The organism is Streptomyces sp. NPDC020845 (genome assembly GCF_044334165.1).
Classification (GTDB): domain Bacteria; phylum Actinomycetota; class Actinomycetes; order Streptomycetales; family Streptomycetaceae; genus Streptomyces.
Genome location: NZ_JBIRSJ010000003.1, coordinates 297,588 through 311,743, shown reverse-complemented (window position 1 = coordinate 311,743; position 14,156 = coordinate 297,588). Strand labels below are relative to the sequence as shown.

Annotated in this window: 11 protein-coding genes and 2 pseudogenes; 7 read left to right on the top strand and 6 right to left on the bottom strand. The window is 71.8% G+C overall.

The annotated features are described in order from the left end of the window. Positions 1-387: 387 nt before the first annotated feature. Together ACH4U7_RS08705 and ACH4U7_RS08700 are read left to right on the top strand one after the other, a co-directional pair. Positions 388-552, top strand: a complete 165-nt coding sequence (locus ACH4U7_RS08705) for a hypothetical protein (protein ID WP_398527241.1) — start codon at positions 388-390, stop codon at positions 550-552. Positions 553-1,114: 562 nt separating this feature from the next. Continuing rightward, positions 1,115-2,326: an alpha/beta hydrolase gene (locus ACH4U7_RS08700; protein WP_398527240.1), complete on the top strand. Its 1,212-nt coding sequence runs from the start codon at positions 1,115-1,117 to the stop codon at positions 2,324-2,326. Between the two features lie 6 nt (positions 2,327-2,332). Here the strand turns inward: ACH4U7_RS08700 and ACH4U7_RS08695 are convergent, their stop codons facing one another. Beyond that, positions 2,333-2,788, bottom strand: coding sequence for a peroxiredoxin (locus ACH4U7_RS08695; protein WP_398527239.1), 456 nt, complete (start codon positions 2,786-2,788; stop codon positions 2,333-2,335). Positions 2,789-2,953: 165 nt separating this feature from the next. Between ACH4U7_RS08695 and ACH4U7_RS08690 the strand changes: the two are divergent. Then, positions 2,954-4,060 (top strand): annotated as a pseudogene (locus ACH4U7_RS08690) (RNA-guided endonuclease InsQ/TnpB family protein); the annotation flags it as partial. A 76-nt stretch (positions 4,061-4,136) separates the two neighbouring features. Here ACH4U7_RS08690 and ACH4U7_RS08685 read toward each other — a convergent pair. The 4 genes and pseudogenes from ACH4U7_RS08685 to ACH4U7_RS08670 all read right to left on the bottom strand — a co-directional run bounded on the left by ACH4U7_RS08685 (position 4,137) and on the right by ACH4U7_RS08670 (position 8,881). Continuing rightward, positions 4,137-6,374 carry a hypothetical protein gene (locus ACH4U7_RS08685; protein WP_398527238.1) on the bottom strand — a complete coding sequence of 746 codons (2,238 nt, stop codon included), beginning with the start codon at positions 6,372-6,374 and terminating at the stop codon, positions 4,137-4,139. A 59-nt stretch (positions 6,375-6,433) separates the two neighbouring features. Beyond that, entirely contained in the window at positions 6,434-7,261 is an 828-nt protein-coding gene (locus ACH4U7_RS08680; protein WP_398527237.1) for a MerR family transcriptional regulator, read from the bottom strand. Positions 7,262-7,417: 156 nt separating this feature from the next. Next, positions 7,418-8,257: pseudogene (locus ACH4U7_RS08675) on the bottom strand (family 16 glycosylhydrolase); the annotation flags it as partial. A 207-nt stretch (positions 8,258-8,464) separates the two neighbouring features. After that, entirely contained in the window at positions 8,465-8,881 is a 417-nt protein-coding gene (locus tag ACH4U7_RS08670) for an ankyrin repeat domain-containing protein (RefSeq protein WP_398527236.1), read from the bottom strand. 139 nt (positions 8,882-9,020) lie between these two features. On the opposite strand from ACH4U7_RS08670, the gene ACH4U7_RS08665 reads away from it, so the two are divergent. Together ACH4U7_RS08665 and ACH4U7_RS08660 are read left to right on the top strand one after the other, a co-directional pair. After that, on the top strand, positions 9,021-9,215 hold the full coding sequence (locus ACH4U7_RS08665; RefSeq protein ID WP_014174892.1) for a hypothetical protein: 195 nt from the start codon (positions 9,021-9,023) through the stop codon (positions 9,213-9,215). Between the two features lies 1 nt (position 9,216). Next, entirely contained in the window at positions 9,217-10,953 is a 1,737-nt protein-coding gene (locus ACH4U7_RS08660; protein ID WP_398527235.1) for a hypothetical protein, read from the top strand. A 117-nt stretch (positions 10,954-11,070) separates the two neighbouring features. Here ACH4U7_RS08660 and ACH4U7_RS08655 read toward each other — a convergent pair whose 3' ends face one another. Continuing rightward, positions 11,071-12,591 carry a PLP-dependent aminotransferase family protein gene (locus tag ACH4U7_RS08655; protein WP_398527234.1) on the bottom strand — a complete coding sequence of 507 codons (1,521 nt, stop codon included), beginning with the start codon at positions 12,589-12,591 and terminating at the stop codon, positions 11,071-11,073. A 237-nt stretch (positions 12,592-12,828) separates the two neighbouring features. On the opposite strand from ACH4U7_RS08655, the gene ACH4U7_RS08650 reads away from it, so the two are divergent. Together ACH4U7_RS08650 and ACH4U7_RS08645 are read left to right on the top strand one after the other, a co-directional pair. Further along, the gene (locus ACH4U7_RS08650) at positions 12,829-13,506 is read left to right on the top strand and encodes a YitT family protein (RefSeq protein WP_398527233.1); all 678 of its coding nucleotides are present in this window, start codon (positions 12,829-12,831) and stop codon (positions 13,504-13,506) included. Between the two features lie 256 nt (positions 13,507-13,762). Beyond that, on the top strand, positions 13,763-14,137 hold the full coding sequence (locus ACH4U7_RS08645; RefSeq protein ID WP_043486392.1) for an RNA polymerase-binding protein RbpA: 375 nt from the start codon (positions 13,763-13,765) through the stop codon (positions 14,135-14,137). Positions 14,138-14,156: the final 19 nt, after the last annotated feature.

The following is a 14,156-nucleotide window of genomic DNA, read 5'->3' as shown; positions in this document are numbered from 1 at the left end:
CCCCGACGAGCCCCAAAAGGCATCAGTCCGGGAGTGCCATAAGATTTTCCGGGAAGATCCACGCACACAAAGGGCGCACGCCATGCGAATGTGAGAGTGGAATCAGTCAGTGGCTGTTCAGTTAAAGCAGGTTACTCCGGATGAGTCTAGACGGCCGAGTTGAAGCGTCGACGACGCGAACGTTCCTGAATATTTCAGGTGTGGCGCAAAATGGCGGGCTTCGCATTCTTCTTACCCTCCCGGGTATCACGAAGTTGGTAAATGCGCGGTTTCAAGACTCAACCTCTAGACGGTCGCATTTTCCTCACTGGGGTTCTCAGGGGAGCCTCTGATGATCGTCTCGGACCATCTCTCGGGAACTCCAACTGACGCTACGAGACCTACGCGTTGGAGGCAAGGGGCGACGCGGCAGCCCTTGGAGACACCAGCTCCTTCCTCGGGCGATACCGCGCGGGGAGCGCGCTGCCCACCCTGCAAGAACTGTCGGCCCGTACGGACGAGTTGGCTGCGGACATCCGGCGCCACCTGGACCAGGCGAAGGGTGGGGAGTGACCACCAGGCAGGCACAGCACCATTCAGCCACGGCGGAGGAGAAACCAGTAGAGCGGGAGCCCAACAGCTACTGCGGGTACTGCGCTGGATGGGGTGAGGTCTGGTGCCGCCATTGTGGCGGCTTCCCTGACCACCCCGCTTTCCCGGTCGTGGAATCAATCACGTCGGACATGTGCCAGACGTGCAACCCCAACGGCAAGGTCCCATGTCCCGCATGCGCGGGAGGCACCTTCGAGCGCTGGACGACGTCATCGACAAGCCCCCGCCATCTGCCCGCTCGTGCCCGATGGCGGGGGCATCCGCCTGCTCTGACCAACCGCTGAGCCCGGAACTCTTACTTACGAGCATCGAGACTTCCCGACACTGGGGCGGAGCCGCCGCGAGGCAAAATCCGCCCGCGAGGGCCCGCGCGGCGCCGCGCAAGCCTTTCGGGCAGAGCCTGAACCATCGCCCGCGCTGCCTGCCGCGCGCCAGCATCCAGGTCATGGCCTCTTCATCGGCGTCTTCATTTTCATCGGCGTCTTCATTGGCGTCCTCTTCATTCAAACAGGGTGCCGCCGGGGTGACCCGGCGGACCGTCACCACATCCGCCCTGCTGGCCGCCGCGCTGCTCGCGGGCGGTGGCGGCCTCGCGCGGGCGCGGGCCGCGGGCACGGCCAGCGTACGGCTGCCTGCGCCGACCGGCCCGCATCCAGTCGGGGTGACCACGCTGTATCTGGTCGATCGCGCCCGGCGCGACCCGTGGGAGCCGGGGATCCCGGTGCGGGAGGTGATGGCCACGGTCCGCTACCCGGCCCGCGCCGTCCGGGGGTATCCGCTCGCGCCGCAACTGTCCCAGGGCACAGCCGAGTTGTTCGCGGCCATCGCCCCCGCCACGCACCCCGGCCTGCCGCAGTCCGGGGTGGACTGGGCGGCCACCATGACGCACGCGCACACGGGCGCGCCCGCGCGGTCCACCCCGCATCCGGTCCTGCTGTACAGCCCGGGCGGCGGCGATCCGCGCAGCCTGGGCACGCTGGTCGCCGAGGAGCTGGCGAGCCACGGCTGTGTGGTGGTGGCGGTCGACCACCCCGGGGACGCCTGCGCGGTCGAGTTCCCGTGTGCAATGACGGGACGGGACATGGTCCGCCCGACCGTCTTCCGCGGGGATCCCCGGACCGACCCGGTGACCTTCCGCACCATGATCGCCACCCGGATCGCGGACCTCCGTTTCGTCCTGGACCAGTTGGAAGTGGTGGCGGGCGGAGGGAACCCGGACGCGGCGCAGCGCCCGCTGCCGGAAGGCCTCGGCCACGCGCTGGAACTGAGCCGGGTGGGGGTGTACGGCCACTCGGCGGGCGGCACGACCGCGGCCGAGGCACTGTACGAGGACCGCCGCATCGCCGCCGCGGTCAATCTGGAGGGCTACCTGAACCACCCGGCGGAAGGGCCGGGCCGGGAAGGGGAGTTGTTCCCGGTCGCCCGGTACGGGGTGGACCGGCCGTTGCTCCTGCTGGACACCGATGGCTTCGGCGCCCGGGACGAGGACGTACAGCGTTCCTGGTCGGTCGCGCTCGCCCACCCCGGCGGCCACATCGCGCGCGGGCGGCTGCGCGACGCCGGGCACTGGGTGTTCACCGACTACGCCACCGTCGCCCCCCAGTTGCAGACCGCCGGGCTGATGACCGCCGAGGCCCGCGCCGCGCTGGTGGGCGCGGTGGATCCGGCGTGCTCGGTGCCCGCCGTACGTGGCCTCGTACGGGGCTTCTTCGCCCGGCGGCTGCCCGCACGCTGATCCGTTCTACGCCGCCCTGCTGCGCAGCGCCTCGAGCGCCTTGTCCGCGTGCACACTCATCCGGAACTCGCTCTTGACCACCTCCAGCACCCGATGGTCGGTGTCGATCACGAAGGTGACCCGCTTGGTGGGGACGGCCGCGATGCCGCGCTTGACCCCGAACCGCTCCCGTACCACCCCCTCCGGGTCGGACAGCAGCGGATAGCCGAAAGAGTGCGTCCGGGCGAACTCCGCCTGCTTGTCCACCGAGTCGGCACTGACGCCGACCGGCTGGGCCCCAAGTGCCTTGAACTCCCCCGCGACGTCCCGAAAGTGACAGGCCTCCTTCGTGCAGCCGGGCGTGAAGGCCGCGGGATAGAAGAACAGCACCACAGGGCCGTTCTCGAGCAGCCCGCTCAGCGTGCGGGCGGCGCCGCTCTCATCCGCCAGTTCGAAGTCCTCGACGACATCACCAATATCCATCAGACCTTCTTTCGCGGGGACCACCGGCTTTAGCCAGTGTGGGAATCGAATCCTTGAAACGGAGGAACAGCAGACGATTACGCTGCGTTGTTAGTAGTAGCCGATAGAGTGATGACACCGGCCTTGTCCAGGGGGAGACGCTGACGAAGGGGGTGGGCCGCGTTTCTGCATGCGTACAAGTTCCTGCTGCGGCCCACCGTCCGGCAGGCGCAGGCCCTGACGGAGATGTTGCGGGACCACTGTTCGCTCTACAACGGGGCCTTGCAGGAGCGCCGCGATGCCTGGCGGCACACGTCGAAGACCAGCATCAGGTACGGCGATCAGTCCGCGCAGCTGAGGGAGATCCGGGCGTTCGACCCGGAGCGTCAGGGCCGCTGGTCCTTCTCCAGCCAGCAGGCGACGCTCAGGCGGCTGGACAAGGCGTTCCAGGCGTTCTTCCGCCGGGTCAAAAGCGGCGGGAAGCCCGGATACCCCAGGTTCAAGGGCGTCGGCCATTTCGACACCGTCGTCTTCCCGAGGGATGGGGACGGCTGCCGCTGGGACTCCACCCCGCACGACATCCACACCCGGATACGTCTCCAGGGCGTGGGGCGCGTGCGGGTGCATCAGCACCGGTCCGTGGAGGGCCGGGTCAAGACGGTTTCGGTGAAGCGCGAGGGCAACCGCTGGTACGTGGTGCTCGCCTGTGACAACGTGCCTGCTGAGCCCCTGCCCCCGACCGGCAGCGTCGTCGGCATCGACATGGGCACGGTGCACTTCTCCACCGACTCGGGCGGCGAGCATGTCGCCAACCCCAGGTTCCTTGACGCGATGGCCGAGGAGCTGACCGAAGCCCAGCGGCACCTGTCCACCTTCCACCACAAGCGGGCACTGGCGCTGGTGCGGGAGCACGACGTGATCGCCCACGAGAAGCTGAACACGGCAGGCATGACCAAAGCGCCCGCACCCAAGCCCGACCCGCATCGCGATGGAGCGTTCCTTGCGAACGGGGCCGCCGCGAAGGCCGGGCTGAACCGCAGCATCCACGATGCGGGTTGGGGGCAGTTCCTCCGAATCCTGGCGAACAAGGCTGAGAGTGCCGGTCGCCTCGTGATCCCGGTGGACGCCCGCAACACCTCGATCACGTGCACCGCATGCGGGCACGTCGACAAGAGGAACCGTGTCACTCAAGCGAAGTTCGAATGCGTCTCCTGCGGGTTCACCGCGAACGCGGACCACATCGGCGCAATCAACGTCCTCAACAGGGCCGGGCTGGCCCTCTGCGACGCTGCTTGGCCAGCGACGCAGGAAGCCCGCGCGTTTACGCGTAGGTGGAGTCACGGAGGGAGGCTACTCGGCGGCCGGAACGCTACTCGCCCAGGGCGGCCCGCAGGGCGGCCGTACGCCGCTGGTCGGTGCGGATCCGGTGGAGGGCGAACCCGCGCAGGGGCGGGCGGCGTTCGGCGGTCAGCGATTCGCGCAGCCGGTCGGCGGCGGCCGCGGGGAGGCTGCCGCCGCCGAGGTCGCGCAGCAGGTCGAGCGCCTCCCCGGGGTGAGCGACGGAGTCGACGGTCATGAGCAGCGCCTCGGTCAGCTCCTCGCGGTCGACCACCCCCTCGGGCCCCACGGCCCCGGGGATCGCCAGCAGGGCGCGCGCGGCGGGCAGGAAGGTGGCCAGGGACTCCAGCAGCGGTGCGATCCGCTCGGCCAGGGGCGCGGCGGCCACGCCCAGCCGGCCGGCCAGGCGGGCGGCCGAGGCCCGGGTCTGGGCGTCCCGGCTCTCCAGGCCCTGGGAGATGACCGGGATCAGCTCGTCCGCCGCCGATTCGCCGACGATCGCCAGGATGGCGGACGCGGCCGACAGACAGTCGCGCGGGTCCCAGCCGACGCGCTCGCCCTCCTCGCGCACCAGCAGCTCGCGCAGCCGGGGCAGCAGCGGCTCGCCGGCCGGCCCGAGCCGCCCGGCCCGGCCCACCGCGGCGCGCCGGCTGTAGAGGATGTCGTCGAGGCCGGGGCGGATCGCCTCGACCAGCTGCGCCGTGTCGCCGATGAGCTGGTGCAGGGCCTCGACGGTGGGCATGCGGTCGTAGACGGAGGCGCCCTCGGCGGCGGCGCGCAGCCGCTCCTCGGCCTCGGCAGCCGCCTCGGTGCCGACCGCCACGGCGGCCACCGCGCCCGGGGCGTGCTGGCGCTCCTTGGTCAGCAGGGAGTACAGCTCCGGGAGGGCGGGGGCCGCCTGCGGGCCCCAGGAGGCCAGCAGGGTGCACAGATACCGGGGCGCGCCGTAGTTCCGGCGGTCCGGGTTGCGGATCAGGTCGCGGGCGGCGTCGAGGAGCTGGGGGTCGAACGGTACTGACGGCTTGTCGTGGCGGCTCCAGGGCGAGGTGCCGACGGCGGTCTCCAGGGCCTCCTTGCGGTGCGGCAGATCGCGGGCGAGCAGCGGCAGGGCCCTGGGGTCGCCGAGGTCGACGAGCGCTCCGAGGGCGTTGTCGGCCACTTCATCGGCGTCCTCGGCGTCGAACTTGTCCTCCGCCTCGGCGACCCGCTCGCCCGAGGCATGGGTCAGCAGCGCGTCGGCGGCGGGCCGGCCCTCCTCCCCCAGGCGCCGCAGCTGGCCGATGGCCGTCCCGGCCACGACCAGGTCCTGATACGTCACCAGGGACGCCAGGCGCGGGGCCAGCAGCGCCGGGGCGGTGCGGAACTCCGCGCACAGCGGCTCGATGGCGGCCAGCGCCCGGCGGCCGCGCGTACCGGCGCCGGGGCCCTCGGCGGCCAGGACCGCGTCCAGCAGGCGGAGGGCCACGGGGAGCTCGCCGCGGTCGGCGAGCAGCTGGAGCAGAAGCTCGAAGGACTCGTCGTCGGGGTCAGTGTCCTTCCAGTCGCCGGAGCCGATGTCGAACCACTGCTCGACCTGCTCGATCTCGCTGCCCCGCAGGGCCCAAGCGGTGGCGGCGGCCTCCAGCTCGTCCGTCCAGGAGGCCCCGTCGCGCACCAGGTTGAGGGCGGCCACGAGCCGGATCTCAGGATCCCGGTCGGGGCCGAGCTCGCCCGCGGCGATCTCCGCCGCGACGTCCGGGTCGGCGATGCGGCAGGCCGACAGCAGGGCGGAGCGCAGCGCGGGGTCGGACTCCTCCGCCCAGCGGGCCCGTATCGCCTCGGCGGTCTCCCGGGACCGGCCGGACAGCAGGACGATACGGATCAGCCAGCGCCTGATGTCCTCGTCGTCGTGTGCGAGGAGGGGCAGCAGCAGCGGCACCTGCGCGGCGACGGCGGCCGTGAGCTCGCCCTGGTCGTCACGGGGCTGGTCCTCGCCACTGGCGACGCTGTGCAGGAGCTCGAGCAGCGGCTCCTGGTAGATCCCGGCCGCGCAGGCCCGGGCCAGATACGGGATGACCTGCACGGTCGCGCGGTAGGCGGGGACGCGGGCGCGCATCGCGCCCCAGAAGGAACCGAGCGCCTCCTCGCGGACATGTTCGTTGTCCGCCGAGACCAGGGCGCGCAGCGTCCCGGCCGGGTCGGCGGCGGTTCCGCGGGAGAAGCCGATGGTGGGCCAGTCCTCGTCGGCCAGGCCGGCGAGGATCGTTTCCGGGTCGTGCTGTGCCGTCATGCCTGCGATCTTGACATGTCCCGGAGGCCCGTCCCGACCGGGCCTCCGGGACATCGGCATCAGCCGCCGGCGACGATGGGGTCCTGGAGTTCGGTCACCCACTGGGTGCGGTCCTCGGGGCAGTGCAGGGAGACTTCGCGCGGGTACCCCGTCGAGCGGTAGCCGTTGGCGTCGATCCAGCGGGCCAGCGCCTGCGAGGTGGCCAGCATCTCGCCCTCCATGGGGCCGCGGTGCACCACGGTGGCGGCGCGCTCGACGCCCGGCAGCTGGACGATCTGGAAGTCCCCGCCGCCGACCTGTGCGCCGACCGGCAGCCCGGCGTGGACGGTGATCGCCCCACCGCCCTCGGGGGCGTCCTCGTAGTAGGCGAGCCCGGGGCCGGTCGGGGTCACGCCCGCGGCGTCCAGCAGACCGCACAGCCGCTCGAACAGGGGGCCGATGACGGGCCCGATGTGCTGCGGTTCGAAGCTCGCCGCGGTGGCGCTCAGCTCGGCCAGCCGGAGCGGCGGCAGGCTCTTGATCACAATGTCTTCGGTGGGCATGCGTCCCTCGTTCTCAATGGTCCGGAGCCTCGCCTCGACCTGGGCCAGCCGGGCCACCGCCTCCGCGACGGCCGACTCCAGCTCCGCCCGGCGCAGCCGCAGCATCCCGCGCAGCTCCTCGGTGCCGATGTCGTCGTCGAGGAGCGCCTTGACCTGGTGGAGGCTGAAGCCCAGGTCCTTGAGCGCGATGACGCGGTTGAGCCGTGCGAGCTGACCGGCTTCGTAGTAGCGGTAGCTGCTGGTCGGGTCGGTGTGGACGGGGCGCAGCAGCCCGATGGCGTCGTAGTGGCGCAGCATGCGGACCGACACCCGTCCGTGCTTGGCGAACTCTCCGATGGTGAACATGACGCCTTCCAGTGCAGGCCCTCACACAGTGAGAGGGTCAAGCGTACGGAGGCGAAAGTTCCGTCGGCGCTCCCCGGGGACGGCGTCGGCGCCCCGCCGTGGCCGGGCGCCGACGTCACCGCGTCACCGTGTCACCGATTCATCTGGTCGTCAGTTGCCGCCGGTGACCTTGACGTAGTCGACCACCAGCTGCTGCGGGAAGGTGGTCGAGCCATCCGGGTCGCCGGGCCAGTAGCCGCCGACCGCGAGGTTGAGAATGATGTAGAAGCCGTGGTCGAACACCCAACGGTTGCCGTTCAGATCGGCCGGGGTGCGGGTCTGGTAGACGTTGCCGTCCACGGACCAGGTGATCTTGTTGGGCGACCAGTCGACCGCGAAGGTGTGGAAGCCGTCGGCGAACTTCTGCCCGTTCGGCAGGGTGTAGCCGGCGCCTATGCCGCCCGAGCCGGAGTAGCCGGGGCCGTGGATGGTGCCGTGCACGGTGCTGGGCTCGAAGCCGACGTTCTCCATGACGTCGATCTCGCCGCAGTTGGGCCATCCGGCGCTGCCGATGTCGTTGCCGAGCATCCAGAAGGCGGGCCACATGCCCTGCCCCCGGGGCACCTTGATCCGGGCCTCCACATGTCCGTACGCGGTGGTGAAGGTGCGTGCGGTGGAGAGCCGGGCCGAGGTGTACTCGCACCGGCCGTACCAGCAGTTGTAGTTGGCCGGGTTCTCCTTGCGGGCGGTGATGACCAGGTTGCCCTGGCCGTCGAGCGCCGCGTTCTTGGTGCCGTCCGTGTAGTACTGGCGCTCGTGGTTGTTGACGTTGTCGCCGGTCTCATAGCCCCATTTGGAGCCGTCGACGGCGCTGCCCGCCGCGCCGTCGAAGTTGTCGGTGAAGGTGGCGGCGACGGCCGGCGGGGCGGCGTCGGCGGCCGGGGCGGGCCAGGGGGCGGCGGCGAGGGCGGCCGCCGCGAGCAGGCCGGTCATGGCGATGCGCAGAGTTTTCCTCATGAAGCGATGGCCTTCCTGTGTGGGGGAACGGGCGCGTGGGGCGGCCCGTGGGGAAGGGTGCGCGATGGGGACATCATGCCGAGCCTTGTTCAAGGCATGTCAATAGTCCGGACCATTCGCTTCAAAGAAGTTGAGGCATTTAGCCATCGGCAGAGTCGACGGCGGACAGAAGTCGAACGGGCGACAGGCCGCCAGTACGCCGTCAGCTCACTCCGCCGCACCGAACAGCGCGAGCAGATCCCGCCGCCGGAACATACGCGCCGCCTCGACCGCCGAGGGCGAGCCCGCCCGCGGATCGGCGCCGCCGGCCAGCAGCACCCGCACCACTTCCTCCTCGCCCTTGAGGGCGGCGCCGGCGATGGGCGTCTGGCCGCGTTCATTGGGGCGGTCGGGGTCGGCCCCGCGGTGCAGCAGGGAGGAGACGGTCGCCGGGTGCCCGTAACAGGCCGCGAGCATGAGGAGCGAATCCCCCTTGTCGTTGGTGAGATTGGCCGGGACCCCCGCGTCCACATAGGCGGCGAGCGTATCGGTGTCCCCGTGCCGGGCCAGATCGAAGACCGTGGCCGCGAGCTGAAGCACCTCCGGGTCGTGGGCCGGCTCGGCCTCGCGGTTCTGGTCGCTCATGGGCGTCTCGCCTCCGACTTCGCGTCCACACCAGTGAATACACCGATAATCCACCCATTTGCACCTTTTGCCGAGTGGGTACCTGGAGTGACCCTGGAAGAACTCATGGTGACCGTCCCCCACCAGCCAGGAGCCCGTGATGATCCTGTCCATTTCCGGCGTCGTACTGCTCGGTGTCATCGTCTTCGTGTTCTTCCGCAAGGACGGCCTCAAGGCGTCGCACGCCATCATCTGCGCCCTTTTCGGCTTCTATCTCGCGAGCACCGCGATCGCCCCGAGCATCAGAGCCGGTGGCACCAGCCTGGCCAACCTGCTGGGCGGGATCAAGTTCTGACGTGCGCCGACGACCACTCCCCCGTGTCCTCAGCGGCGGCGGCCCGCTGGCCCGCGCCCGCGGGTTCGCCCGCGGCGGACTGATCCGCGGCGGCGGGCTGATCCACGGCGGCACATCCGCCCGCCTCGGCAAGCCGGCCCGCGGCGCCAGGTCGGCCCGCGTCCGCGGGTTCGCCCGGGCCGTCGGCGACGGCACCGCCGACGTACTGCATCCGCTGATCGCGCTCGGCCGCGGGCTGCGCGCCATGGCCGCCGGAGGGCGGCGCAAATGGGCGCAGACCCCGAAGGAGCGCCGCGGCCCGGCGCTGTTCCTGATGGCCACCTGCGTGGTGGGCATCGCCCTGCTGCCGTACGGCCCGACGCTGTCGGCCGTCAGCCTGATGGGGGCCGCGTTCTGGGCCGGGCGCAAGGGCCCGGTGAAGGATCCGGGGCCCGACGAGGCCGGCCGGGAGCGCCTGCGGATCCTGTACGAGGCGCTGGTGCCGTACTTCTCCGCCGCCGAGGACCCGAGCCCGCTGTATACGCACGGCGGGGAGTGGTCGAGCGCGTTCGGCTCCTTCGAGTTCGACGACGGCGGGCGGCTGACCCTGCTGAAGCTGCGCTACCCCGCGTACTTCACCGACGGCGACGAGGAGTCCCGCACCCGCGTCGAGCGGCTGCTGTACGCCAAGTCGGGGCGCGGCCGGGAGTACTTCTTCGAATGGGACGAAGAGGCCAACCGCCTGACGATGACGGTGCTGCCCGCCCTGTCCACCGCGATCGGCGCCCAGCGCTTTGTGACCACGCCCGGCGAGACCGTGCTCGGCTTCACCGACGCCTCCTCGGTGCAGCGCACGCTGCCCGTCACGGAGGCCGCCGACGACCCGGCGGAGGAGGTGCGGCGGGACGCCCCGCCGGTGGTGTGGCGCACCGGGCCGCGGTCGACGGAGCCGCATCTGCTCGCGCTCGGCCCGCCCGGGAGCGGCACCACGACCCTGCTGCGGTCCATCGCCCTCCAGGCGCTGTGCCACGGCCAGGTGCTGGTGGTGGACGGCAGCGGCACCGGCGAGTACGCGTTCCTCGGCGGCCGGGCCGGGGTGCTGGGCGTCGAATGCGGGCTCGCCGGGACGCTGGCGACGCTGGAGTGGGCGGCACACGAGACGGAGCGGCGGCTGATCGCGGCGAACCGGGCCCGCCAGACGGGCCACCCGCCGCCACAGGACATCCTTCGCCCGCTGTGGCTCGTCCTCGACCGGCCGACGGTGCTCGGCCAGCTCGCCGCGGCCGAGGGCCGCCGCGACCCGCAGGAGCTGCTGCAGGTGCCGCTGCGCCACGGGCGGGCGGCCCACGTGCGGGTGGTGGTGGCCGACCACCTCGACGCCGCGGACGCGCTCGGCGAGGTCGTACGGTCCCACACCCGGGCCCGGGTGGTGCTGGGGCCCGCCTCCGACGACCAGATCCGGGCCGTACTCGGCGCCCCGCCGCACACCACGCCGACGCCCGAGGTGCCCCCGGGCCGGGGCTACGTACGGCTCGGCGCCGGCCCGGTGCACCGGCTGCAGGTGCCGGCCACCCCCGATCCGTACGACGAGGCGACGAGCGAGGCGCAGCGGCAGGCCGTGCTCGGGCTGCTGCCGGAGCCGGAGCGGCCACGGGAGGCCGCGGCCCCGGACCCGGACCCCGTCGAGGCCGCGGGGCGGATCGACATGGCGGTCGACATGGTGAAGGCCGGGCCCGCGGGGAGCCCGGCGGAGGGGTAGGCGGTGTCAGGGCGGCCGGGCCGTGCCCAGGCGGCCAGGTCGCGGTGGCGCGGCCCAGCCGTGCCCGGACGGCTGACTCGCGGGGCGCGGCCGTCAAGGCCGCGCCCCGCCACCGGCTCAGGCCACGTAGCTGCGCGGGACCTGGGCCTCCACCACGGCGCCGCTCGCGACCAGGTCCGCCGTGGCGGCCAGGCGGGTGGCGGCCTTCTCGGCGACCGCGCCGGCGACCGTGAACGGAAGCCGCACGTACCCCTCGAAGGCGCCGTCGACCCCGAAGCGGGGGCCCGAGGGGACCCGTACGCCAAGCCGCTCGCCCGTCTCCGCGATCCGTGACCCGGACAGGCCGCCGGTGCGGGTCCAGAGGGTGAGCCCGCCGTGCGGTACGGCGAACTCCCAGTCGGGGAGGTGGCGGCGGACGGCGGCGACGAGCTCGTCGCGGTTCTCCCGCGCCTGCGCGCGGCGCAGCTCGACCGCCTCGTCCCAGCCGCCGGTGGCCAGCAGCCAGCCCACGGCGAGCTGTTCGACGACCGGGGTGCCCATGTCCGCGTAGGCGCGGGCCGCGACCAGGCTGCGGATGATGTCGGGGGCGGCGCGCACCCAGCCGATGCGCAGCCCGGCCCAGAAGGACTTGCTCGCCGAGCCGACGGTGACGACGGCGCTGCCCCCGGGGTCGAGCGCGGCGACCGGCCGGGGCGGCTCCACCTCGTCGTCCAGGCGCAGTTCGGCCATGGTCTCGTCGACGACGAGCACGGTCCCGGCCGAGCGCGCCGCGTCGACGAGCTGTCTGCGCTGCTCGTCGGTGGCGAGCGAGCCGGTGGGGTTGTGGAAGTCGGCGACGACATAGGCCATCCGCGGCGCGGCCTCGCGCAGCGTCTGCCGCCAGGCCGGCAGGTCCCAGCCCGCGAGCCCGGGTCCCATGGCCACGGGCACCAGCCGGGTGCCGGCCTCCCGCAGGAGCTGGAGGACGTTCGCGTACGAGGGCGACTCGACGGCGACCCGCTCGCCGTGGCGGACGAACAGCCGGCAGATGGCGGCCACCGCGCCCATGGCCCCGGTGGTCACCATGATCTGTTCGGGCATGGTCGGGATGCCGCGGGCGGTGTAGCGGTCGGCGAGGGCCTGGCGCAGTGCGGGCAGCCCGGCGGGGTAGTCGCCGTGGGTGTGGGCGTACGGCGGGAGCTCTTCAAGGGCGCCGCGCATGGCGCGGGTCAGCCAGGGCTCGGGCGCGGGCAGGGCCGCACAGCCCAGGTCGATCACGGAGCGCGCGGCCTCGGGCGGCAGCGGGTCGAGCCCACGGGTGGGCAGCGGGCTCCCGTCGGGCATCGCGGTCCAGCTGCCGGACCCGCGCCGCGACTCCAGGAAGCCCTCCTGGCGCAGCGCCTCGTACGCGGCGGCCACCGTGGTCCGGCTGACCCCCAGGGCCGCCGCGAGCTCGCGCTCGGCGGGCAGCCGCGCCGCGACCGGGACCCGGCCTTCGAGGACGAGCAGCCGTACGCGATCGGCGAGCGAACGGTACGCGGGTACGCGTCGGCCGCCCGTCACCGAGACGATCGCCGCGGCCTCGGCCTCGCGTGTGTGCTCCGGCCCGAGCAGGCGAGCCAACTGGGGTGCTCCCACCGCGGATGTCCACGGACTCATCGTCTGCGGTCCACCTTTCCGGAATTGGCCATAGAACTGGACTGATCTCGGGGTACAGAGTGACACGCCACAGTCCACTGCCTCCACCGGCAAGGCCACTTCAGCCTCTGGGAGCCTTCTTTGTCCGCGCCACCCGTACCGCCCACGTCGTCCGAGCCATCACCCGAACCGTCACCTGAGCCGTCGCCCGCGTCGCCGTCCGCGTCGCCGTCCGCGTCGTCCGAACCCTCGGCGCCAATGCCGCCCCCGTCCCCCGGCCCCCGGCTCGCGCGCCGTCTGGTCCACCTCTACGCGGGGCTGGTGCTGTACGGCGTGAGCATGGCGCTCCAGCTGCGCGCCGGACTCGGGCTCGACCCCTGGGACGTCTTCCACCAGGGCATCGCCGGGCACACCTCGCTGTCCTTCGGCACGGTGACCATCGTGGTCGGCGCCGCCGTACTGCTGCTGTGGATCCCGCTGCGGCAGCGCCCGGGGTTGGGCACCGTGTCCAATGTGGCGGTGATCGGCGTGGTGGTGGATATCACACTCTGGCTGATGCCGGACCTTCACGCGCTGGCCCTGCGGATCCCACTGCTGGTGTTCTCGGTGATCCTCAACGGCGCGGCCACCGGCCTCTACATCTCGGCCCACTTCGGACCGGGCCCGCGGGACGGGCTGATGACCGGGCTGCACCGGCGCACCGGCCGCTCGGTGCGGCTGATGCGGACCACGATCGAGGTGACGGTGCTGGCGATCGGGTTCGCGCTAGGCGGGTCCGTGGGGGTCGGCACGGTGCTGTACGCGCTGTCCATCGGGCCGCTCGCCCAGTATTTCCTGCGCTTCTTCGCACTTCCCTCACCCGCGGGCGAGCGCTCGCCGGTCGTCGCACAGGGCGAACCAGGGACAACACGGACAGCGATACATGACCGGATTTAGCCCTCGCGGGTGCGGAGCGGTAGTGTACGCCCTCGGCCTACAAGGCGGACCGTTACTGCGCGCTAAAGTACCAGAAACGCTGGGTGACATCTGCTGCCAGATGTGACAAACCGGGCGCCTGTGGGTAGAACAACGGGGCGGCACGACGGGCGACGCATGTCCCAGTACGGGAATCTTCACCGCCGACCGGACGTTGACCGGATGACGACGACAGCGACACCTGTCCTGTGGGCGACAAGCCCGGGAGGCACGATTCATGAGTGAGCGAGCTCTCCGCGGCACGCGACTCGTGGTGACCAGCTACGAGACCGACCGCGGCATCGATCTGGCCCCGCGCCAGGCGGTGGAGTACGCATGCCAGAACGGACATCGATTCGAGATGCCGTTCTCGGTAGAGGCGGAGATCCCGCCGGAGTGGGAGTGCAAGGCATGTGGTGCCGTAGCACTCCTGGTGGACGGCGACGGTCCTGAGGAGAAGAAGGCCAAGCCGGCGCGCACGCACTGGGACATGCTCATGGAGCGGCGCACCCGTGAAGAGCTCGAGGAGGTGCTGGCCGAGCGGCTGGCCGTACTGCGCTCCGGCGCTATGAACATCGCTGTGCATCCGCGCGACACCCGTAAGTCTGCCTGATCACACGACGGCAACCGAC